Genomic DNA, 22,316 nt, shown 5'->3' with positions numbered 1-22,316 from the left:
GAGGGGGTGTCGACTATTATTCCGGGGAGGATGTCAACAAGCCAGTATGTGCTTTTTCAACCAAAATTCTCCACGGCATTGACGGCAGAAACACCGTTGGCGGTTAGGGTGTAGCAGACCTTTCCACCAGTTACACGAGCGTTTGACCCAAACGAACCCACCGCAGTAGGGGCAGGGGGCTTTGTGCCGATGTGTTGATGACAGAGGATTAAAGTGTCTACTATGCTTATTGGCTGTGCTATTCACGGCGACTCCCTCACTAAAAACTAACGATCCCTGTTGTTTTTATCTTTCGTAAGCATAGTTCAGATTCTGCTATTGTGTTCTTTTATTGTGCTATTTCCATTGAAATTTGTCACAAATAGTGAAAAATTACCCCAATCTATTTAACAAGACCCACAAGGAACAAATGACTACCTTGCGCCTGCCTAAAAAAACAAACTACTTATCATAAAAAATTATACAATATTATATTTGTGCATAATGGGTCAGCATCAAAAGCAGCAAGCTGACTGATCTATAAGAAAAATAAGGTGTAATCCCATGAGTTCACAGCTCAGTAGAATGATAGCAGAGGAAATCTATGCAGAGCGCGTTAGTCTTCTCTACAAGAATGGCAAGTCTTCAAGCCTCACCGTGATACTGGTCAGCATACTGCTGTCAGGCATCATGTACGGGGACGTATCCAATCAGATGAACCTCTCCTGGCTTGGCGGAATCGTTTGTGCGGCGTTAGCCCGAATCATCTTGATCCGTTGGTATTTTCGGTCTCCGGTAGTCGCCACATCCCGGAGCTGGGCACAACGTTATGCGCTGTTCACTGGCATAATTGGCCTGTTCTGGGTCTGGTTCGTGCTCATCGCTTACGGGCACAATGAATGGCTGAATATCATCATCCTGTTAATCGCCCTTGGCTTGTCCGCTCTGGCAGTGCCAGTGCTGGTGTCTTTCCCCTCCATACTTCTCCTGTACTTTGCGCCTACAACACTGACGGCCATCGTGCTGTTTTTTGCGGAGCTGAAGCTTGATTATATCCTGATTGCACTGGCATCGGTTGTCTACGCAGTGGTCATTATACGCACGACTGGCAACTTCTTTGACACCTTGATGACCTCGCTACAGTTTCGTTTTGAAAAAGAGGCGCTTGCGAAGGATTTAAGCCAACAGAAGGAAAATGCCGAGCAGCTCAATGAACAGTTGAAACAGGAAATCCAAAGACGCCATGATGCCCAGTGGGCACTCGAAGAACACCAGCGGGATCTCGAAAATCAGGTTGCCCAGCGAACCTCCGAGTTGCTGGAGGCCAAGGAGGCAGCCGAGGCGGGCAGCATGGCGAAAAGCGAATTTTTAGCCAATATGAGTCACGAAATACGCACGCCGATGAATGGCGTACTCGGGGCAACCCAGTTGCTGCTGGCTGATAAGCTGGAAGCGAAGCACTATCACTATGTACAGATTGCCCATGATTCAGCCACGCACCTGTTACGCCTGATCGAAGACATTCTGGATTTTTCCAGGATCGAGAGCGGTCATATCGTACTTCAGAACGAGGATTTCGATCTGATCGGGGTATGTGAGGATACGTTGAGCACCGTCGAACCGCTGCTGAGTGACAAGGGGCTGAAACGGGTGTTTGATCCGCCGTCCGGGTTGCCGACTACACTCCACGGCGATGCCTTCCGTCTACGCCAGATTCTGCTCAACCTGTTGGGCAATGCGATCAAATTTACCGAACACGGGCAGGTTGAACTGCTGCTTGAAGAGAGCCAGCAGACGGGCAATCGTTGCGACATCCATTTCACGGTGCGCGACTCGGGCATTGGCATTCATGCCACGGCGCTGGAGAACATTTTCAACGAATTCACTCAGGAAGACGGCTCGATTACGCGGCGTTTTGGTGGCAGTGGGCTGGGGCTGTCGATTACGCGCGGCTTGGTGAAGGCGATGGGCGGAACCATCCATGTCGAAAGCACCAAAGGGGTGGGGTCTGTTTTCCATTGCATCCTGCCCTTTGCTCTACAAGGGCAAGACGATACACCCGTTATCGACAATCAGCAGCAGAACGTCATCAAGCCAGCTAGGCATTTTACGGGCCGCATCCTGCTGGCGGAGGATAACGAAATCAACCAGCTTATTGCCCGCGACCATCTTGAAACGCTAGGGTTCGAGGTCGACACCGTAGACAACGGCGTTCAAGCCAAGGCTGCCTATGAGCGTGCCTCCTATCACCTGATTCTGATGGATTGCCACATGCCCGAAATGGATGGTTTCGAGGCAACCAGCGCGATTCGCCAGTACGAACAATTGCAAGAGCTTGCCCGAACCCCGATCATTGCCCTGACGGCAGATGCACAAGATGCAACCCAAGCTCGCTGCAAAGCGGTGGGGATGGATGACTACATGACCAAGCCGTTCAACATTGACGTACTGGCGGAGAAAATCGACCATGCACTGAAGCTAGGGGGGGCGGCCTAAGCCCAGTGCCCCACAAACAGCTTGCCACCCGCCTTTTGCTCCATCAGCGTCGTGCGGGCGCTGTAACGGGTTTTGACGATGTAATCCGGTTCGGATGACCAGCTCACCACCGAGTTGCTGATGCGCCCATTGGCATCCAGCTCTACCGTGACTTCTTCCGCATAGGTATTGATCAACCCAAGGCTGGTCGGCTCAGTGTCGGAGATGTTGTCGCGTACATCATCAAACGAACCCACCGCCATCACGAGCTTGCGGGTACGGTTGGCGCTATCGCGTTCGACCTTGATGATATTGACGGTATGGTCAAAGCTGCCGTTGCCAGTGTGATCAATGAAGATCAGGTTGCCGGGTTGCAACTGGTTGACGGGCACTTCCGGCCTGCTGGTGTCACCGCTATTATTGGAGGCGGGGTTCCAGTCCCATACCCGCGCACAGGCTCGTGCCACCTGATGGGCGCTGATTTCGGGGTAATGCACCGCGACGCCATACAGCATGGACTGTTGTGGATCGAGCTTTTCCACCGCTTTCACCGCTTCATAGCCCGCGCGATTGGCGGGAACTCCACTGTGGGAACGGCTGAAAAAACCGCGTGTTTTGTCGCGAGTTGCCACAATCCAGCGCTTTTCCGGCGCACCACGCAGCACAGGATGCGTCAGGGTAATGAAACGGTCTTGCTTGATCTGTTTACGGAATTGATCCATCAGGAACAAGGCCATGCCCTTGCAATCGGCTTCGACGCGGTTCTGCTTGAGCACTTCCCAGTAAGCACCGATCCAGTTGCCGTAAGCCACCTGGATTTCAGGGCTTGCCCAGTTGTAGATTTCGCGTGTACCAACGATACGGATTTCCGGCATCCGTAAGCCGCGAAAATCAGACAGGTAAGCCAGCGGGTCAGCAGCTTGCATGGCAGGGGTGCGCAAATCCACTCTGCCGACCGCAATATCCAGCAGCGTCAGCAGGATAGCCGTCACTTTGCCGGTCTCCGCTATGCCGACAGCCGTTTGAAACGCTTTGACGGCATTTTCGGTATTGTTGCCAAACTTGCCATCGCACAGATCGTGCAAATGACCCAAGCGCCCCAAGGCATATTGCACCGCTACTACGCTCGTACCATTTGCACCACGGACAAGCTCGCCTTGTAAACCATTCGGAAACGCCTTGCGTAATGCCGAGTCCTGAAACGCCATATCTTTAATCCTTTCTTTACGCTAATGTCGATAGTTTATGCGGAACATCGGCAATTTGCAGGAATACTGGTAAGGGCAGCAATAGCATTTCAGCCCCAAGCCTGTGTAAGGTTTCTGTTATTGCCCGCAAAACAAGTACGATTCTCCCCGCATGAATCCCCACTTTCGCTACCTTGGAGTTAATTGATGAGCACCCCTATTCTTGGTTACGCCGTACAGTCCGCGCAGGACAGCCTGGCTCCCTATCGTTTTGAGCGACGCGAGCCACGTGCTGACGATGTGGTCATCGACATCCTGTTTTGCGGGGTATGCCACTCTGACTTGCATCAAGCCCGCAATGATTGGGCTAACAGCGTTTACCCCGTCGTGCCCGGTCACGAAATCATTGGTCGCGTCATCAGTGTCGGTGCCGCTGTTACCCGCTTTAAAGCAGGCGATCAGGTCGGGGTCGGCTGCATGGTCGATTCCTGCCAACATTGCGAGCCTTGCGATCATGGGCTGGAACAGTATTGTGAGGAATTTCCGACCATGACCTACAACGGCACTGACCGGCACGACCACACGGTCACTTACGGCGGGTATTCCGAAAAGATCGTCGTTTCTGACAAGTTTGTGCTGAAAGTGCCGGATGGTTTGGATCTGGCAGGTGCTGCGCCGTTACTGTGTGCCGGTATCACCACTTACTCGCCGCTGCGCCACTGGAAAGTCGGCAACGGCAGTAAAGTCGCGGTTGTCGGTCTGGGTGGCCTCGGTCACATGGCACTGAAACTCGCCAAGGCACTCGGCGCTGAAGTCACCCTGTTTACCCGTTCGCCGGGCAAGGAGCAGGATGCCCGCCGTCTGGGGGCAGACAATATCGTGATCTCCACCGATGAAGCCCAGATGGCAGCGGTCAAAAGTCGCTTCGACCTGATCATCGACACTGTGCCTTACGTGCATGACATCAACCCCTATATGCCGACCCTGAACATCAGCGGCACACTGGTGCTGGTTGGTTATCTGGGGCCATTGGAACCCTTCCTGAATTCCGCACCGCTGGTGTTGGGGCGCAAGTCAGTGGCCGGTTCCCTCATCGGTGGCATTGCCGAAACCCAGGAAATGCTGGATTTTTGCGGTGAACACGGCATTACTTCCGACATCGAAGTCATCAAGATTCAGGAGATCAATGCCGCCTACGAGCGCATGTTGAAGAGCGATGTGAAATACCGCTTTGTGATCGACATGGCGTCGCTGCACGCCTGATGCGTGTGCTGGTTGCTTTCAGCTCTGTTGCTCAATGATTTTTCTGAAACGTTGCAACTGCTTTTCGCGCACTTGCGTCATATCCAGCCGGTAAATCTCGTAAGGGAACAGGAATTCGGTCACGCCGGAATCAAACAGCCGCCGCACCTCGTATTCATCGTGCGAAGTGCCGCGCTGGTATCGGTAGTTGAGGTAACTCTGGTTGGTGTGGATGATGAATTCCACCCGCATCCCGCCCATCCGCGCAAAGAATTTCAACATCCGGGTGCTGCTACTGCTACCGACGGAGTGCGAGTTGTACTGGTTGCCTGCCATGGTGTCGGAAATGTCTTCCAGAATCATGAAGGAATCGGCGCTGACCGCTGCACGGGTCAAATGCCGCACGAAGCGTTTCACATGACTGACGTTATCCAGCACCGCCATCAGCCCCAACTCGTCGTCGACGGCAACAGCGGGGTTTTTCTCGTTCTTGCGCAATAATTTCAGCACTTTGGCGGCTGAATTCTTTTTGCGTACTGTCACATACACCGGAATTTCCTGACCATTGTGGTGGAACAGACGGCGCTTGATCAGGGTCAGTTTTTCGTTTTCAGCAAATGCGTGCAGATGTTGCGCGGCTTCTGCGTCGATAACCTCAACCTGAGTGCAACTGAAGTCAATGGCATCGTGGTGGCTGGACAGGTAGGCGGTTTCCAGCTCGCCGATTTTGAGTTGCGGGCTCCAGACGTACTGATTGAGGAAATTCAGGAAAGCGGAAAACTTGTGCTCGATCTCGGTTTCCCGTTCGCGCTGGTCGATAGAGCCAGCCAGCCCCATCAGCACCAGTTTGCGCTTGGCCTCGAAGCGGATTTTCTTGTGGTAGCGGTCATCAAACAGGATCAGCAACAGGTCGACCGGGTTTTGCGAGGTTTCGATTTCATTGCTGATCTCGATGTGGGAACTGTATGCCGCCAGCACCTTGCCTTTGAGGTAGTCGATCACAGCATCGGCGGTATTCATGTATTCGTGAATTTTACTGCGGATTTCCGACAGTTCACCGCTAATGCCGAACAGGTTGCCCAGTAATAGGTACGCGCGGGTGCTGCGTTGGGCGCGTAATGCCGGGTTCTGGAGCAGGGCAGGAATCTCGTCGAAGCATTCGATCTGCAACAGGTCGAAGATCTGGTCACGCACCGCACGGTACTTGGTCGCCATCTGCCGATCTTCGCGGAAGGAATGCACCCATCGCCGGGTTTGCTGAGAAAATGGGTGACCGAAGGATAGCTGATCCTCAACGGCAAACGGCCCATCTTGTTGCATGGCGGTAAAGATTGATTTTTCGTCTACGACACTCATGGATGACCTGCCTTGTTCTATGTCTTATGGAAGGTAACGAGATAGCAATATTTATGCCATATTGCCTGTTAGTATCTGTCTTAGTAATCTTGATTGGGAAACAGTGTATGAAATTATGGTCTTGTTGTTTGCTTACGGTGCTTTCTATCAGCATAACCAATGTTTGGGCTGGCGAGGTGCAGGTTGCGGTGGCTTCTAATTTTTCCAAACCGTTGGAGGATATTGCCGCCAGTTTCAAAAAGGCGACAGGTCACGACGTTAAAATCTCTGCGGGAGCCACCGGCAAGTTGTATGCACAAATCGTTAACGGCGCACCCTTTGAGGTTTTTATTTCCGCCGACAGCAAAACCCCGCACAAACTGGTCGAAGGCAAACAAGGCATCGTTGGTAGCCAGTTTACCTACGCGCTGGGTAAACTGGTACTGTGGAGCAGCAAAGCCGATTATGTGGATGCGCAGGGTGAAGTGCTGAAACAGGATAGTTTCCAGCATCTGGCGGTTGCCAACCCCAAAACAGCCCCTTACGGCACGGCGGGGCTGGAAGTGCTGACAAAACTCGGCCTGAGCACCGCGCTTACTCCCAAATTGGTGCAGGGCGAAAATATTAGCCAGACCTTCGATTTCGTTTCCACCGGCAATGCCGAACTCGGTTTAGTGGCTTTAGCGCAGGTACAAAAGGATGGCAAGCTCAAGGCGGGTTCCGCTTGGAATGTGCCAGATGATCTGTACGCACCGATTACCCAAGACGCAGTTTTGCTCGACAAGGGCAAGGATAATGCTGCCGCCAAAGCTTTGCTGGACTACCTGAAAGGTGACGAGGCCAAGGCGATTATCAGCGCTTACGGTTACGGGATTCCTTAAATCATGTTGACCGCGAGTGACTGGTCGGCGATTTGGCTGACCTTGCAACTGGCCACCGTCACGACTGCGATCCTGCTGCTGATCGGCACACCGCTGGCGTGGCATTTGGCGCATACCCGTCGCTGGTGGAAAACGCCGCTAAGCACACTGGTGGCTTTGCCGATTGTGCTGCCGCCCAGCGTGATCGGCTTTTACCTGTTGGTGCTGATGGGGCCGCAGGGCATGGTCGGTCAACTGACGCAAGCGCTTGGCATCGGCACGCTGCCGTTCACCTTCGCCGGGTTGGTGGTGGCGTCGGTATTCTATTCGCTGCCCTTTGTGGTGCAGCCGATCCAGAATGCGTTTGAAGCCATCGACATGCGTTTGCTGGAAGCCGCCAGTACCTTGCGGGCGAAACCGCTGGATGCCTTTTTCAGCGTGGCGATACCACTGGCACGCCCCGGTTTTTTCACCGCTGGAATCCTCGGCTTTGCGCATACGGTGGGGGAATTTGGCGTAGTGCTGATGATCGGCGGCAATATTCCCGACAAAACCCGCGTGGTGTCGGTACAGATTTACGATCACGTCGAAGCGATGGAATACGCCGAAGCGCACTGGCTGGCGGGCGGCATGGTGGTGTTTTCCTTTGTGGTACTGCTGCTGATGTACTCCCTCAACCGTCAGCCGGGAGCCGCAAAACCATGAGTAGTACAAGTGCCATCGACATCCGTTTCCACCTGCCGCTGAGCGGGTTTACTCTGGAAACGGATTTGCAACTGCCGGGCAAGGGTGTGACCGCGCTGTTCGGGCATTCCGGTTCCGGCAAGACCACGTTGTTGCGTTGCATTGCTGGCTTGGAACGGCCTCGCGAAGGTTTCCTGCGAGTACGCGGCAAGCTCTGGCAGGACAGCAAGCAGGCTGTATTCTTACCGACGTGGAAACGCCCACTGGGCTATGTGTTTCAGGAAGCCAACCTGTTCCCGCATCTGAATGTGCGCAAAAATCTGGAATACGGGCGTAAACGCGCCTTTTTCATCCGCCAGCCCGACGGTCTGGAACAGGCGGTGGAATTACTCGGTATCAGCCACTTACTGGAGCGGCTACCGGAACGCCTCTCCGGTGGCGAACGCCAGCGGGTTGCCATTGCTCGTGCCTTGGCGGTTTGCCCACAAGTGCTGCTGATGGATGAACCACTGGCGGCACTCGATTTACAACGCAAGCAGGAAATTCTGCCGTTTCTGACCCGTCTCAATAATGAGCTTGATATTCCCATCCTTTACGTCACCCATTCCCCGCAGGAAGTGACCCGGCTGGCGGATTATCTGGTGGTGCTGGAAAAAGGCAAGGTGCTGCGTTCCGGCACGCTGGAGGAAACCATGACCGCGCTGGATTCACCCCTGGCGCAAGGCCAGCAGGCGTCCACCATTCTGGTCGGAACCGTGAGTGCGTATGAGGCGGAATTTCACCTCACCCGTATGGCCTTTCCCGGTGGTGAGATCAGCTTGCCGACCGGGCAGGCGTTTGCTGTTGGGGAGCCGTTGCGGCTGCGGGTTTATGCCAGCGATGTGGCGATTGCGCTGCATCCGGTGCAGGATTCCAGCATTCTCAATGTGTTACCCGCGACGATTACTGGGCTAGCGAATGACCAGCAGGGGAGAACCATGCTACGGCTGAACGTGGGGGGGACAGCCTTGCTGGCGGGTATCACCCACAAATCTGCCGCCGTGCTGGGTTTGTATAAGGGAATGCAGGTGTTTGCGCAAATCAAGGCCACCGCGATTTTGTAACCGGTTGCTGGACAGACACAGAGGTCTGCCCTGCCTGCAAGTTACAGCCGTTGCAACAACTCGGCCTTTTTCGTCGCGAATTCTTCGTCGCTGAGAATACCCTTCTGTTTCAGGTCAGCCAGCTTTTCAATCAGGGCGAAAATATCGCTTTCTGAGACATTGGTATTGTTTAAGTTTTGCGCTGGCGCAGGTGTGGAAACCGGGGGCGGGGTAAATGGGTTGTTCTGCACCGGAGCCTGATTTTTCGGCTGTTGGGCGACGCCATCAATGGAAATAATCGGCAGGTTTTCGACTTGCACTAACCCGTACTGGCTAGTGAAGGTAAGCGATGCGCTACCGCTTTGTTGCTGGGAAACACCGCCAATCTGGTTATCCAGCGTGTCATAGATGGTGACATGACCGTTGATTTCCAACGCCAGCCGCTGGGTAGACGGGAAGTAGGCGTAGCGGATGTTGTTTTGTGCGCCGGAGGAAGAAGCCTGACCGAGATCTGCCTGCCACCAGTTGCCGTAGCCTGACGGGTTGGCAACAAACAGGCTATTCTGCCCGTTGTTGCTGTTTTGCTGCTGACCATTGCCCTGATATTGCGACTGGCTGCTGACGGGCGGTTGGAACATAGCCGGGTTCTGGCTGGAAAGCAGGTTGGAAAGCTCTGCGCACAGGTTGTTCACGGTTGTTTTCAAGCCGTAATTAAACATGTCACCGACCATGGTCATGCCGCCCTGCATCCACTGGCCGCCGCCGCCCAGTTCGGGGATATTAAATTGCGCCATCGTGCCGTTGCCGTTCATAACGGCGTAGAGCATGTTGGTAACAGCGTCCTTGGAAAGGCCATAACGTTGAGCCAAGTCATTGATGACGTTTTGGCCATGATTGGTAAATGCTTGCACGGTGTAATCTCCAGTGGTGGGGTGAGTGGTGTGCTTCTCGATGAATAGTTGGTAATTGTGCTTTGCACCATTTCGTCGATACCTTCATTATCAGGGCTGAATGTTTAATTGCAATGTTTTGCTGAAAAGGTAGCGATAATGAATCTGAATGCCGCCAACGCCAGGATGCCTAGCAGTGGCCTTGCCCGTGGTGCTGTGCTTATCCTTGCGTCGGAATTTTTTCTGGTGTGTTCGGGGATGGTGATTAAGCATTTGCACGGGGTGGCTTCTACCGAACAGACGGTGTTTTTCCGCAACCTGTTTGGGTTGGTGTTGTTGTTACCGTGGTTGTGGCATCGCGGTGGGGTGCAGGCGCTGAAAACCACCTGCCTGCATTTGCATTTTATGCGGGCGCTGACCGGGGTGATCGCCATGACGTGCCTCTATTACGCTTGGGCGCGTTTGCCGTTGGCGGAGGCGGCGCTGCTGAAACAGACCATGCCGTTTTTCGTACCCATCGTGGCGTTTTTTTGGATGCAGGAACGCCTGTCGTGGCATACCGTTGCGGCTATCGCGCTCGGTTTCGTTGGTGTGATGTTGGTGCTGAATCCGATGCAGGAGGCAAGCGTGTTTAACCTTGCGGTGCTGGCAGGGTTGGCGGGTGCGGTGCTGGGTGGGGGAACCAAGGTCAGTATCCGGCGGATGCGTTCCCGCGAGGAACCGGCGCGGCGGGTGGTGTTTTATTTCGCGCTGTTTGCCAGTGTGTTGTCGGTGATTCCGGCGGTGCTTTACTGGCAGCCGTTAGATGCGGCGGCGTATGGCTGGTTGATGCTGTTGGGGGCGTTCGCTACGTTGGCGCAATTGTTGCTGACGGCGGCTTACGGGCACGCGTCTGCGGGGCAGTTGGGGGCGTTTACCTATGCGTCAGTGGTGTTTGCTGCGCTGCTGGGGTGGTTGTTGTGGAATGAGTCGCTGAGTTGGTTGGCGTTGCTGGGCATGAGTGTGATTATTGCCGCTGGGATGCTGGTGATGTGGGGACAAAGGAGCCGCGCCTGAACGACAAGGGTTTTAACTGGCTGATTAATCTCCGCCGCTATCTGGAGGCAACCTTACGCCGGGTCATCCGTGAAGAAACAAAGGTTGAACAGCAGCAGGTAGCTGCCTGAAATTCGCCGGGTGATTGGTGGGGTATTTGCTGGCAGCAACGGCTTTAAGTGGCTATCATGCCGCGCATGAAAACGCCATTGACCGAACAAGCGCTTCCCATTGAAGCTGTTATCGACGATCTTAAGCAAGCGCTGCGTGAACGCCACGAAGTCGTGTTGGAAGCGCCACCCGGCGCAGGCAAAACCACCCGTGTGCCGCTCGCATTGCTCAATGAGCCGTGGCTTGCCGGTAAAAAAATTCTCATGCTCGAACCGCGCCGCATTGCCGCTAAAAATGCCGCGCACCGCATGGCCAGCCTACTGAACGAAAGTGCAGGCCAAACCGTGGGCTACCGAATGCGGCTCGACAACAAAACCAGCCGCCAGACCCGCATTGAAGTCATTACCGAAGGCGTCCTCACCCGTTTTGTGCAGCAAGACCCGTCGCTGGACGGCGTTGGCTTGGTGATTTTCGACGAATTCCACGAACGCAATCTGGATTCTGACCTCGCCCTCAGCCTGTGTTTGAAAGGGCGTGAACTGTTCCGTGACGCCAGCCATCCGCTGAAACTGTTGGTGATGTCCGCCACGCTGGATAGCGTTGCCATCGCCAGTCTGCTGGATGACGCGCCGGTGGTGCGCAGTGAAGGCCGTACTTACCCGGTAGACATTCGCTATGGGCAAGCCGCCAAACCCGGCGAACGCATTGTCGAACGTATGCTTGTCACCCTGCGGCAAGCCTTGAGCGACAACCCCGCCAGCAGCATCCTCGCCTTTCTGCCCGGACAGGGGGAAATTCACCGCACCACCGAAGCACTCGGCGAATGGCTGGTGGGACGCCGGATGCGTGGCGTGCATTTGCGCCCGATGTACGGCAACCTCACGCTGGAGGAACAGCAACAGGCCATCGCGCCCCTTGCCAACGCCGACGAACGCAAAATCGTGCTGGCAACCAATATCGCCGAAACCAGCCTGACCATCGAAGGTGTGGATGTGGTCGTGGATTCTGGGCTGGTGCGCGAAGCCCGTTTTGACCCCGGCACCGGCATGACGGGTTTGCATACCACGCGTATTTCCCGCGCCTCCAGCACCCAACGAGCCGGGCGGGCAGGCCGACTTGCCCCCGGTGTGTGCTATCGACTTTGGACGGAAAATCAGCAAGAACAACTGGCAGCGCACAATACCCCGGAAATTTTGCGTGCCGATCTCGCCCCACTGGCCTTGCAATTGCTGCAATGGGGTGTTGATGACCCAGCGGAATTACGCTGGTTGGATGTGCCGCCTGCTGGCCTTTGGCAACAGGCGCTGGATTTGCTGGAAACACTGGGTGCGATTCAACGCAAGGGCAAAGCCACGGTACTGACTGCACACGGGCAAGTGATGTGCAATCTGCCGGTGCATCCTCGCCTTGCCCACCTGCTGATTTGTGGCGCACAAGCCGGACACTTGAGCGCCGCCGCCAACCTTGCCAGCCTGCTTTCCGAACGTAACCCGTTCAGCCAAGACAATCCCGACATTAGCCAGCCGCTGGAAATACTGGCAGGCACAGCCAAGTGCCCGTACCCACAGCAAGGCTGGCTGCAACGTACCCGCCAACTGGCAAATCAGTTTGTTGAGCAAGTTCGCGCCCAGACATTGCCAGAAAGCGGTGTGAGCTTTTTGCTCCTCGCCCCGCAAATTCACGGCTATTTGCTGGCCTGCGCCTACCCGGATCGTATTGCTAGACGGCGGCATTCCGGCGGCTACCAGCTCGCTAATGGACGTAGTGCCGACTTGCCCGGCAAACACGCGCTTGGCAATCAGGCGTGGCTGGCGATTGCCGAAGTCAGCAGCACGGGCGGTGCGAAAAGCGACACGATCCGTGCCGCTGCCGCACTGGATGACAAGCTGTTTGCCAGCGCTTTGGCAGATCAGGTACGCACACAAACCGTGGTGGAATGGGATACCAAAGCCGGGCGCTTCATCGCCGAAGCACAGCACAAAATTGGCGCACTGGTCTTGCAACGTAAAGCCCTGCAAGCCGTGCCAGCCGAGGCGAAAAGCACCGCCCTGATCGGATTCATCCGCAAGCAAGGGTTGGATGTGTTGCCGTGGCAGGCGGAACACGAACAATGGTGCGCAAGGGTCAATTTGTTGCACCGCGTCGAGCCTGAGCAGCATTGGCCTGATGTGAGCCGCACTAACCTGTTGGCAACACTGGAAAACTGGCTTGCTCCGTATTTGGATACGGTCAATGTGCTGGGTGATTTCAGAAAGCTGGATTTAAGCGCGATTCTCAGCACCTTGTTGCCGTGGGACAGGCAACAGCGCCTTGAACAGCTTGCCCCCAAACGGCTGGAAGTTCCCTCCGGGAGTTCCATTGCCATCGACTACAGCCAAGCGCCGCCGGTACTCGCGGTGAAATTGCAGGAAATGTTTGGGTGCGAACAAACCCCGACGATTGCCAATGGCAGAGTGGCGCTGCTGGTGCACCTGCTTTCCCCAGCGGGCAGGCCGTTGCAGATTACGCAGGATTTGGCGGGATTTTGGCGCACGTCTTACCATGATGTGAAAAAGGATATGAAGGGGCGTTACCCCAAGCATCCGTGGCCGGATGACCCGTTGCAGGCGCTGGCGACGCGTAAGGTTAAGCGATTGCTATAGTGGCTTGCGTTGTTCGCTCACCCTACGGAATCCCCAGCAATTTATGGGTTTGCACACTCAGCTTCCACTGCGGGTGTTGCATACAATAGGCAATCGCCGCTTTGGTATTTTTTGCCTGTTCTGCCCCATCCAACGCTTGCAGGTAGAAATGCTGGAAATCCAGCCCGGCGAAACGTTCGGGCATAGCCAAGGGTTGCGGGTACACCAGTTTCAGTTCATTGCCGTGTGTGAGCACTAATTCGCTGTCGGCTTTGGGGCTGACGCATAGCCAGTCGATGCCTGCGGGGGCGGGTTTGGTGCCGTTGGTTTCTACTGCAATCTCGAAGTTTTCTTTGTGTAATGCGTCGATCAGGGCTTGATCCAGTTGCAGCAAGGGTTCGCCGCCAGTGAAGACGATGAAGCGATTCATATCCTGTTTCACGCCGATCCACCATTCGCGGGTGATGACTTCCACCAAGGCTTGCGCGGTGCGGAATTTGCCGCCGTTGATGCCATCCACCCCGACGAAATCGGTGTCGCAGAAATGGCAGACGGCTTTGGCGCGGTCGGCTTCCAATCCCGACCATAAATTGCAGCCTGCAAAGCGGCAGAACAGGGCAGGGCGACCGGCGTGGAAGCCTTCGCCTTGCAGGGTGTAGAAGATTTCTTTGACGGAATAGGTCATACAGGCAACCCCGGTTCGTGTTCGCCCCATGAGAGCACTACGCCGCAGCCCGGCGTTTCGTATAGGTCGATGCGGTCAAGTTGTGGCAAGCCGGGTTCGGCTTGAGCGCGTATCCAGCGGGCAATGCTGGCGGCGTCGGGTTCGTCCAGCCCCGGCAATTCGTTGAGGTTGTGGTGGTCGAGCTGTTGGTAAATCGGCTTGAATTGCGACTTTACGTCACCGTAATCGACTGTCCAGCCCATCACGGTGTCGAGCGCGGCGGTGAGGTGCAGGCGTAGCAGGTAGCTGTGCCCGTGCAGGCGACGCACGCTATCATTGGGGGCGGCACGGGTCAGCGTCAGGGCACTTTCAAAGCGTTGGTCTTTCCAGATGCGGTAATGTTGCCCGTCGTAGTGACAGCCTGCGGTGACGGTTTCGTACACACTGACCCAGGAGAGCGCGTCGAGTTCGGGCTTGAGGCGTTCCCACAGCCATGCGGCGAGCATTTCACTGGTGGGGTTTTCCAGACCGGGAATGTCGTTGAGGCAGTGGTGGTGCAATTGCTCATGCAACGGTTGCCAGACGGCTTCGAGACGGTCGAAGTCCACGCCCATGTCTTGCGCTTGCAGGTTTTGGTTGGCGTGCAGGATGACTTCAAAGCCGTGGCCGTGCATCCGCCCACATTGATGGCCGGGGGCGACATTGGGCAAGCGGTGCGCGGCTTCAAAGCGGAAACGTCGCCAGATGTGGGCGTTGTCAGCAAGGTCGAGGTCTGCGCCTTGGTGCAAGGTGCTTTGCACGCCGACCGAGGCAACGCTGGGCAGGGCGAGGCGGGCGCGAATCCAGCGGGCGAGGTTTTCATCCGTGGGCATTGGCAGGAATTGGTTGAGGTCGTTGTAGTCGAGTGGCGCGACGCAATCCGCCAGTTGTTGGCGCAAATCAGCGTTCGCCCCGGTGTTGAGGGTGCGGACTTTGGCGAGGAAGCTGTGTCCGTGCAGGCGACGGGCGGGGTGTCCGGCGGAAAGCGGTGATTGCCCTAAGGCATTTTCGACGCGGCAGGCGGCTTCAAAGGGGGCGGCGGCGACGTAAAACAGGGTTTCGTTCATGGGATAGCGTGGGCTTGCTGGGAATCAAGCGGGAATTATGGCGTAGGTGGGGGCGTTGCGCTATGTTTTCGGTATACTCGATGGGCTTGCAAAGCTGATCTATCGGCACGGGTGCGCCTGTATGCTGTAAGAAACCACGCAATGATTTTGCTGGAAGTTTGCGCTTGTGCGGTATCTTAGTCTGTAGCATGACCCCATATTCTGTCGTCACCAATGTCAACTCAACACCTATACCCCAGTGCAAAGAGTCCCGCACCTCTTTAGGTATGACAATTTGCCCTTTGCTGGACGGTCTAACAGTTGCCGTCATCATAATCTTGACTCTCGGTAAGACGATAGGTAAGAACCTTGGTTATGAGGCGGATGGTGTTGAATAACAAGCGTAACGTCAAATCTGACGGGCGCGGCGGGTAGTAGATTGGACGAAGACGCGGGCTATCACTGCGTCCGTCGTCGAGCAACTTGTTGGCGCATTAATTGGAGTTATTTTTGTCGTACTTGACGCTCATGGATTAACCGAAGCATCTCTAAATGCTTTTAAAACGCTGTTGATACGTGTTTGATAACCTGCGCCTTGAGCTTTGAACCACTCCAGCACGTCCTGGTCTATGCGCAAAGAAACGGATGCTTTGGCTGGTAAAGGTTTTAAACCTTGGCGAACAATGCCACGGACGACATGACGGACTTCAGCTTCAGGATGTTCTTCAGTTGGATCACCTTGAGTGCCTGACGCAAGGCGCTCCCAATCAGTATTGGATTGAGTCATAATAAATCACCTCTTCTCGTTTGGTTGCTTTGCGGAAGGAAATGATGCGAATCTCATGGTCATTCTCTGTGTGGACAATGGAAACCAACACTCCGGCAAGTAACCCAAGCGTGATAAACCGCTGCTCACTGTAGTCAAACCTGTCATCTTCAAAGGTGAAGGTGATGCCCTCAAACACACGCGGCGCATCAACAAAATCAAGCCCATGCGATTTTGTATTGATTGCACGTTTTGTCTCAGACCATGTAAATCTCATGGTTTAAGTGTATATACATTTTGTAGTGTCATCAAGGTCAAAATTTATTCGGACTTTGTACTCGGCACATACTTTCCCGCGCATTGATCTACCCCACCAAAAATGTAGTCAAGATTTTTTTAAACTTTTTCAGGGGGGAGTAGTTACAAAAAAAGTATATGATCTATCGGGACTTGACATCAAACCAGCCATTTGACTCTGAAGCAACACATAATGTACGCTGAGTGCTCTAATTCTAATCGCTGGAGATAAATGAAATGGATTCTCTACAACGAATTATAAAAGACGGGGAAGATTTACAAACGAGTTCTGGTTACAACATATCGGCTGCCCCAGTTGATGAGACAAAGACTATGTTTCTTTGGGGTGCGACGATGATAGGCCCAGACGGATCACCTTATCAAGGCGGTGTCTTCTTTTTGAAGATCCAATTCCCCCCAAATTATCCATCCGCCCCTCCCGAAGTCCGCTTTGAAACAAAGATATATCATCCCAATATCGACAGCAACGGCGCTATTAGCCTTGATATCTTACGTGGCAATACTCCCATATACAAAAGCGATGGTTCTATTGACCGAGATGCTATGCGTTTGCAGGCGCAGCGGCCGCAGTGGAAACCAGCCCTTAAGCTTCATAATGTTTTGAACGCCATTGCTAGCCTATTGAAAAATCCTAATCCTGATGACCCCTTGGATTCCGAAATTGCACAAATCTATAAAACAGATCGAGCGGAATATAACAAGTTGGCTCAAGAGTGGACAAAAAAGTATGCTAAGTAACTGATAATATTTCGTCGTCCACGGCAAGATTACGAAAATCCCTTAGCCATCAATAACTCAGAAAGATAGTCTGTGTTCATGGCGGCCTTTTTCTGTTTGCGTTTCATGCATGCCTTAAAGGTTTTGTGGCTGTTCAATACGTTAAAGGCGATATGGCGTATCCCTGCAAGGTTCTCGGCGGCTTTGTCGCGGCGAATTCGGCAATCATCTTCACGCATGGCGACATCCAACCGCCAGTGTAACTGATTTTCAATCATCCAATGGTTGCGGATAGCATCCGCGAATTGTTTGGCGGTGAGCGTTGCAGAGCTGATGTAATAGCGAACTGTAGACTTAACGCCACGAAATCCCCGATGACATCGCTCACGATATGGAAACGGGTTTCTTCTCTGCCGTGCGCCTTTTCAATAGTGCTGAAGTAATCACCTTGATACTGGGCTACGTGACTCAGCGGAAAATGTTTCGCAAAGGCTTCTTCAAGACGTTTCTGATTGCCCTTGACTGCCAACAGGTAATTAGCCTCCTTATCAAGAATGGCTTGGGCAATGGCTTTCTGGCAACCCATCGCGTCCAACGTGACGAGACAGCCACACACCGATAACAGTTTCAACAATTCAGGAATAGCAGTGATTTCATTGGATTTTTCATCGGTTTTGACTTGTCCTAACACTACGCCATTCGCCGTTGAGAAAGCACTGACCATGTGGATAGCCCCTGTTCTACGGCGCTTGTCATAAGAGCCGCGTAAGGTTTTACCATCAATGGCAATGACTTCACCGTTAGTGAGTGTGTGGCAACTTTGCATCCAGTCAGCGAAACAGCGTTGGAATTGTTGTGGGTTAATCAAGCTCATCACGCGAGCAAGGGTGTCGTGGCTGGGGATGCCGTTATCAAAATCAGCGTATTCTTGTAACCAAGTGAGTCGATCATGTCCAAAGTCTTCAATTTCTTCCCAGCCATCGGCACCCGCAATGACCGCACAGATAACCAAGAGCAAAATATCAGTGAGTTTGTGTTCAATTTTTCCCGTTTGGCGGTAGTCTTGAATGATGGAGAAGTGGCTAAGCAGGTCATGATCTTGCATGGGTGCATCCCTTCGATGAAAAGGGGATAGCTTATCAGGTGACGTCGTTTGGGCGTTAATCGTTCGCTATTGATTTTACTGGCTTATTCATGCGTTTGCCCTGAGTTGCCGCCATCATAATCTTGACTCTCGGTAAGACGATAGGTAAGAACCTTGGTTATGAGGCGGATGGTGTTGAATAACAAGCGTAACGAAGGTGTAGAAAAACCCGAATCTGATCATCCCATCCAGACCGGTCAGTCATTTTTTTGCCCCCCCAAGCGGGTGACGGATTTTTTCACCGCTGCCAACTTCCTGCTTCCCCATAACGCCCTGAATGCCACCTGATACGCTCAATACGGTGCATTTTTGCGTGTTTGGCAGCATCATTTCCCCCTTCATGCGGCATACCCGTAATGAGCCAGCTTTTCGAGGTTGTGCATCAGGCAAAACAGTTTCCATTGCCCGTCCACTTTGGCTTTGCTGCGCAAGGTGAAGCGGTGCAGACGTTTGTTGCCGCGCAAGTTCCCAAACACCGGTTCGACGGTGGCGAAACGTTGGGTGATCATGCGTTTGCCGAGGTCGGAGTCGATTTTGGGCTTCATCAAATCGGTGTGGCTGGGGGTGTCATCACGCTTGCCTTGCAGGAACGTCACTTGCCGAGCGCGGGTTTTTGCCGGGTCTTTCAGGCATTGGGGACGCTGTGTACAGGGTTCACAGTCACGGAACGCGCCTTGGAAACGTACCGAAGCATAGCCATTCAGGGTGCAATTCTTGCCAGTACGGTAAAGGCGTTTTCCCGCCGGGCAAAGACAATGGCTAAGGTCAGCGGCTAATTGGAAGTCGGCAGGTTTATAGGTTTTGGCTTTGCTGGGCTTGGGGCATTTGTTCGATAAGGGGTCAGGTTTTTGCTGATGCACCGTCTGATCGGCATAGCGGTCATCGCGTTTGCGGTAATCCTTGTCAGGGATGTAGGCATCAATTCCAGCATCCGCCAAGGCTTTGAGGTTGGCTTCACTGTGGTAGCCGTTGTCGGCGGTGATCACCGTTTCGGGAGTGCGCATTGAAGCGGTGGCATTGACCACGGGCATCAGCAGTTCCTGTTCCGACCCTGTGCCGTGAGCTTGGGCTTCGACAATGATTTGGTAATGGCAATCCACGGCTGCGACGCCGGTATAACCTTGCACCACGCCTTTGCTGGTCGCCATTTTGGCAGATTCGTTGTCGGTGCGGTTGGACAGGCGGATACTGCCTTTGGAGCCTTGGCGGTCTTTGGGGTTGTCTGCCAACCAGTCACGTAACTGCTTGGCTTCGTGTTGCAGGCGTTTCAGTTGTTTGGCTTCGCGCTGGGCTGCCGCCGCATCCGTTTTACTGGCATCGGCTTGTTGGTGTGTGTCGATGATTTTGGCGGCGGCTTTTTCCATGCGTTCGGCTTGGCGCAGGAAGTCAGCGCGGGTGCCAGACTTTTCTTTACTGGCATTGGAGGGCAACTTCACCCCGTCAATGGCAAACATCTCCTTCCCGATCAAGCCTTGGCGGTCACAAATCAGCAGCACTTGGGTAAACAGTTTGGTGATCAGCTCCCCGGCATTGGCGATAAACGCCGCCAGCGTGGTGAAATGCGGCTGGCTATCACCGGAAATCGCTATGAACAGCATATTCTCGCGACACGCCGCTTCGATTTTGCGGCTACTGATAATGCCACGGCTGTAAGCCAACAGGATAATTTTGAGTAAAACCGCCGGGTTAAATGCTGCCGCTCCCTGCACATCATTCTTATAACGCTGGTGGAAACCTTCAAGGTCGAGTTCGTGGTCAACCAAATGGCGCAACGCATGTTCAAACGTGCCGGGGAGAATTTGGCGGTCAAAGTCCACTGCCAACAGTTTTACGCCTTGATGAATCGGTTTGTAGCGTGCCATGCCTGCCTACTCGTTCGGGTGCTTGCGATGCCTAATTATCCCACAAAATGGCGAAAAAGAGGGTTTTTCTACAGCCTCAACGTCTCGTGTGACGGGCGCGGCGGGGAGTAAATTGTGCGAAGTCGCGGGCTGTCACCGCGTCCGTCGTCGACACACTCGTTATCCTAATATTAATTATTTTGTTCTTTAAATGCTTCTTCAATAAAAATAGACATTTCATCGGTTAGGCTTTTTACAAAAGCATTTCTGAAATCTTGATTAAGCATTGACACTGTATCTTCATCATCAAAGCTATAAAATCTTAATGGTATTCGTTTTGTTGAAGTGATCCAGTATTGATTTGGTGAATAAAGATTGGCTTTTCTCATTTTTTCGATAATATCTTCAAATTGATTTTCTTTTCTATTGACTCTTATTGTCTTGTCTTCAACTATACCAAGTCCATAATATAAGTCATCATTGTGGCCAATTTCAGTATATAAACAAATGTCGTATTTGTTGTCAATATTTTTAATGCCAGCGAAAAAGCCATAATGAATCTTTCTGCTTCTTTGTCTGTGGACATATCCATCAATATAGTTGCTAGAATAAGTAAATTTAGGAACTATTAATTCATAATAACCTTTGTTAGCAGTAAGATGCTGTTTTAGTTCTTCCCAAAAGTACTTTTGTGCATACCATTTTGCATGTATCCAATTTTTTTGTATTTGTAAAGCGTTTTTTGCATTATCTCCTGTTTTTAATAAACTAATAATGTCTTTTCTATTCTCTGCGCTCATTGATTGACCTGTTAAATATTTGATTAAATCAAGATACTGGTAAGTCGCTTCTCTAAGTGATGGGTTTAACGCTGCTTCTTTGATGCAAGCTGTGATCCAGTTAAGAACTTCATATTTATAGGAAATTAATGTAACAACATCAATCGACAAGTTGCCAAGGCTATCGCTGGATGGTTCTTTGCCATCTAATGTTAAATACATTAAATATATAGGTTTGTTCTTGAGTTTTGCATATTCATAATATCTTTCTAATTGTCTATACTGATCCTGAGCATGAATTTTGTTTTCGATTACGATGATCGTTTTGTCAAACTCAATGTATATATCAATATTTTGATGTTCAGGTCTAACTAAGAGACAGTTACCTAAACTCTCATATGTTATGTCTAGTGTTTGTTCAATAAATAGCCTAAGAAAAATATCTTCTTTGCCATGACTACCCTTTGGGTTTAATAGCTCAGAAATAAAATTTGAGTGAACATTTACCTCGTCATCACCTTTTTTGAGAACCTGAAAAATATTGAAAGAGTTTTTCTTGTAAAATAAAGAGTACTTTAATCTAAGAAGCTCAGTTTTATCTAGGATTTTTTGCAATTCTCTATAATCTGTCATATTTGATAATTTGTTGTGTTGGCTCGGTTTGCAAGGGATAACGTCCAGCATGACGGGCGCGGCGGGGAGTAAATCGCCCGGAGTTGCGGGCTGTCACCGCGTCCGTCGTCGAATGATTTGTTGGCGCAAAATCATTATCACCAAATAATCTGGACAGGATAATGCTTGAAAACACCGTCACCGCTCAGGAACACCATCTTCTCAACATTGGCTTGGGCAATCAGAAGACGGTCAAACGGGTCTTTATGAACATCAGGTAAAGCAGCAACCCCCAACACATGGGCTGTCTGTATCGGTAAAATCTGGATGGCATTTTTGTGCACTTGTTCGGAGACCAGCCTATCCAACGGCAGATGAAGCTCCAATTTGCCTAATTGATGCTTTATCTGCATCTCCCAAATGCTGGCAACGCTCAAAAATATCTCATTTTGAGTATCTTCACACAGTGCCAACACCTTGGCTGGAAGTTTGTTTGGTTGGCTGTCCCACCATAAAAATGTGTGGGTATCTAACAGCAGCCTCATTCTGTACCCAGCCAGAAATCGTCTGATAATGGCGCATCGAAATCAGCAGCCATCACCGCACAACCAGCGTGTAAGCCAGCCTGACGTGTTGTTGGTACAACAGATCGTGTAAGGGGTGAACTGTATTTATTGAACAGATACTCAACAAAATTAAGTATTTCTCGTTGGACACTCTCCGGCAAACGGCGGGTGTGTTCAGTGATTAGCTCTACTGTACCCATGATGGTATTACTCCAGTTGTTTCTCTTGGGTCAGTATAGCCAAGGATGCCGCTGTTGACTATTTTCGGTGTAGCATGACCTTTCCCGCGCATCAGCGCGGCGCACCAATGCTTTAAATTCAGG

At 52.4% G+C, this 22,316-nt stretch carries 22 protein-coding genes and 1 pseudogene; 10 read left to right on the top strand and 13 right to left on the bottom strand.

The features are described from left to right. Positions 1-543 precede the first annotated feature (543 nt). Positions 544-2,475, top strand: coding sequence for an ATP-binding protein (locus J9253_RS07840; RefSeq protein ID WP_210224054.1), 1,932 nt, complete (start codon positions 544-546; stop codon positions 2,473-2,475). Here the strand turns inward: J9253_RS07840 and J9253_RS07835 are convergent. Further along, positions 2,472-3,662, bottom strand: coding sequence for a peptidoglycan-binding domain-containing protein (locus J9253_RS07835; protein ID WP_210224053.1), 1,191 nt, complete (start codon positions 3,660-3,662; stop codon positions 2,472-2,474). The genes J9253_RS07840 and J9253_RS07835 overlap by 4 nt on opposite strands. A gap of 186 nt (positions 3,663-3,848) precedes the next feature. Between J9253_RS07835 and J9253_RS07830 the strand changes: the two genes are divergently transcribed. Further along, the gene (locus J9253_RS07830) at positions 3,849-4,904 is read left to right on the top strand and encodes an NAD(P)-dependent alcohol dehydrogenase (RefSeq protein WP_210224052.1); all 1,056 of its coding nucleotides are present in this window, start codon (positions 3,849-3,851) and stop codon (positions 4,902-4,904) included. A gap of 18 nt (positions 4,905-4,922) precedes the next feature. Here J9253_RS07830 and J9253_RS07825 read toward each other — a convergent pair whose 3' ends face one another. Continuing rightward, positions 4,923-6,239, bottom strand: a complete 1,317-nt coding sequence (locus tag J9253_RS07825; protein WP_210224051.1) for a hypothetical protein — start codon at positions 6,237-6,239, stop codon at positions 4,923-4,925. 107 nt (positions 6,240-6,346) lie between these two features. Between J9253_RS07825 and modA the strand changes: the two genes are divergently transcribed. From modA to modC, 3 genes are read left to right on the top strand one after another with little or no spacing between them, the layout of a single operon-like run. Further along, positions 6,347-7,099: a molybdate ABC transporter substrate-binding protein gene (gene modA, locus J9253_RS07820; RefSeq protein WP_210224050.1), complete on the top strand. Its 753-nt coding sequence runs from the start codon at positions 6,347-6,349 to the stop codon at positions 7,097-7,099. A 3-nt stretch (positions 7,100-7,102) separates the two neighbouring features. Next, positions 7,103-7,783 (top strand): molybdate ABC transporter permease subunit, encoded by a 681-nt coding sequence (modB, locus tag J9253_RS07815; protein WP_210224049.1) that lies wholly within the window; start codon positions 7,103-7,105, stop codon positions 7,781-7,783. Further along, the gene (gene modC / locus J9253_RS07810; RefSeq protein ID WP_210224048.1) at positions 7,780-8,865 is read left to right on the top strand and encodes a molybdenum ABC transporter ATP-binding protein; all 1,086 of its coding nucleotides are present in this window, start codon (positions 7,780-7,782) and stop codon (positions 8,863-8,865) included. The genes modB and modC overlap by 4 nt, the downstream gene beginning before the upstream one ends. 41 nt (positions 8,866-8,906) lie before the next feature. Here modC and J9253_RS07805 read toward each other — a convergent pair whose 3' ends face one another. Further along, entirely contained in the window at positions 8,907-9,755 is an 849-nt protein-coding gene (locus tag J9253_RS07805) for an SHOCT domain-containing protein (RefSeq protein ID WP_210224047.1), read from the bottom strand. A gap of 138 nt (positions 9,756-9,893) precedes the next feature. On the opposite strand from J9253_RS07805, the gene J9253_RS07800 reads away from it, so the two are divergent. From J9253_RS07800 to hrpB, 3 genes are read left to right on the top strand one after another with little or no spacing between them, the layout of a single operon-like run. Further along, positions 9,894-10,790, top strand: coding sequence for a DMT family transporter (locus J9253_RS07800; protein WP_210224046.1), 897 nt, complete (start codon positions 9,894-9,896; stop codon positions 10,788-10,790). Next, complete coding sequence (locus J9253_RS21120) at positions 10,766-10,900, top strand: hypothetical protein (RefSeq protein ID WP_266097377.1); 135 nt, start codon at positions 10,766-10,768, stop codon at positions 10,898-10,900. The genes J9253_RS07800 and J9253_RS21120 overlap by 25 nt, the downstream gene beginning before the upstream one ends. 57 nt (positions 10,901-10,957) lie before the next feature. After that, entirely contained in the window at positions 10,958-13,522 is a 2,565-nt protein-coding gene (gene hrpB / locus J9253_RS07795) for an ATP-dependent helicase HrpB (protein WP_228291538.1), read from the top strand. Positions 13,523-13,544: 22 nt separating this feature from the next. Here the strand turns inward: hrpB and queE are convergent, their stop codons facing one another. The 5 genes from queE to J9253_RS07770 form a co-directional block, all read right to left on the bottom strand. Next, positions 13,545-14,186 carry a 7-carboxy-7-deazaguanine synthase gene (queE, locus tag J9253_RS07790; protein ID WP_210224045.1) on the bottom strand — a complete coding sequence of 214 codons (642 nt, stop codon included), beginning with the start codon at positions 14,184-14,186 and terminating at the stop codon, positions 13,545-13,547. Beyond that, the gene (locus J9253_RS21115) at positions 14,183-15,271 is read right to left on the bottom strand and encodes a 6-carboxytetrahydropterin synthase (RefSeq protein ID WP_210224044.1); all 1,089 of its coding nucleotides are present in this window, start codon (positions 15,269-15,271) and stop codon (positions 14,183-14,185) included. The genes queE and J9253_RS21115 overlap by 4 nt, the downstream gene beginning before the upstream one ends. Beyond that, positions 15,231-15,581 (bottom strand): AbrB/MazE/SpoVT family DNA-binding domain-containing protein, encoded by a 351-nt coding sequence (locus J9253_RS07780; protein WP_228291572.1) that lies wholly within the window; start codon positions 15,579-15,581, stop codon positions 15,231-15,233. The genes J9253_RS21115 and J9253_RS07780 overlap by 41 nt, the downstream gene beginning before the upstream one ends. Positions 15,582-15,776: 195 nt before the next feature. Beyond that, positions 15,777-16,037 carry a BrnA antitoxin family protein gene (locus tag J9253_RS21110; RefSeq protein WP_210224042.1) on the bottom strand — a complete coding sequence of 87 codons (261 nt, stop codon included), beginning with the start codon at positions 16,035-16,037 and terminating at the stop codon, positions 15,777-15,779. Then, complete coding sequence (locus tag J9253_RS07770; RefSeq protein WP_028490245.1) at positions 16,018-16,293, bottom strand: BrnT family toxin; 276 nt, start codon at positions 16,291-16,293, stop codon at positions 16,018-16,020. Before J9253_RS07770 ends, J9253_RS21110 begins: the two co-directional genes overlap by 20 nt. A 257-nt stretch (positions 16,294-16,550) precedes the next feature. On the opposite strand from J9253_RS07770, the gene J9253_RS07765 reads away from it, so the two are divergent. Then, the gene (locus J9253_RS07765; RefSeq protein WP_028490246.1) at positions 16,551-17,072 is read left to right on the top strand and encodes a ubiquitin-conjugating enzyme E2; all 522 of its coding nucleotides are present in this window, start codon (positions 16,551-16,553) and stop codon (positions 17,070-17,072) included. Positions 17,073-17,101: 29 nt separating this feature from the next. On the opposite strand, the pseudogene J9253_RS07760 reads toward J9253_RS07765, so the two are convergent. After that, positions 17,102-18,156, bottom strand: a pseudogene (locus J9253_RS07760) (ISAs1 family transposase). 174 nt (positions 18,157-18,330) lie between these two features. Between J9253_RS07760 and J9253_RS07755 the strand changes: the two are divergent. Continuing rightward, complete coding sequence (locus J9253_RS07755) at positions 18,331-18,483, top strand: hypothetical protein (protein WP_210224041.1); 153 nt, start codon at positions 18,331-18,333, stop codon at positions 18,481-18,483. Positions 18,484-18,533: 50 nt separating this feature from the next. Here J9253_RS07755 and J9253_RS07750 read toward each other — a convergent pair whose 3' ends face one another. The 4 genes from J9253_RS07750 to J9253_RS07735 form a co-directional block, all read right to left on the bottom strand. Next, positions 18,534-20,057 carry a transposase gene (locus tag J9253_RS07750; protein ID WP_210224040.1) on the bottom strand — a complete coding sequence of 508 codons (1,524 nt, stop codon included), beginning with the start codon at positions 20,055-20,057 and terminating at the stop codon, positions 18,534-18,536. A gap of 170 nt (positions 20,058-20,227) precedes the next feature. Then, positions 20,228-21,499, bottom strand: coding sequence for a PDDEXK-like family protein (locus J9253_RS07745; protein WP_210224039.1), 1,272 nt, complete (start codon positions 21,497-21,499; stop codon positions 20,228-20,230). Between the two features lie 86 nt (positions 21,500-21,585). Next, complete coding sequence (locus J9253_RS07740) at positions 21,586-21,972, bottom strand: type II toxin-antitoxin system VapC family toxin (protein ID WP_210224038.1); 387 nt, start codon at positions 21,970-21,972, stop codon at positions 21,586-21,588. Then, a complete protein-coding gene (locus J9253_RS07735) occupies positions 21,969-22,193 on the bottom strand; it encodes a DUF2281 domain-containing protein (protein ID WP_210224037.1) in 225 nt (74 codons plus the stop codon). The genes J9253_RS07740 and J9253_RS07735 overlap by 4 nt, the downstream gene beginning before the upstream one ends. Between the last annotated feature and the right edge of the window lie 123 nt (positions 22,194-22,316).

It is taken from the genome of Thiothrix litoralis (assembly GCF_017901135.1).
GTDB classification, from domain to species: domain Bacteria; phylum Pseudomonadota; class Gammaproteobacteria; order Thiotrichales; family Thiotrichaceae; genus Thiothrix; species Thiothrix litoralis.
Note: the sequence above shows the minus strand (reverse complement) of the source record. Positions and strands in the feature narration are given on the sequence as shown.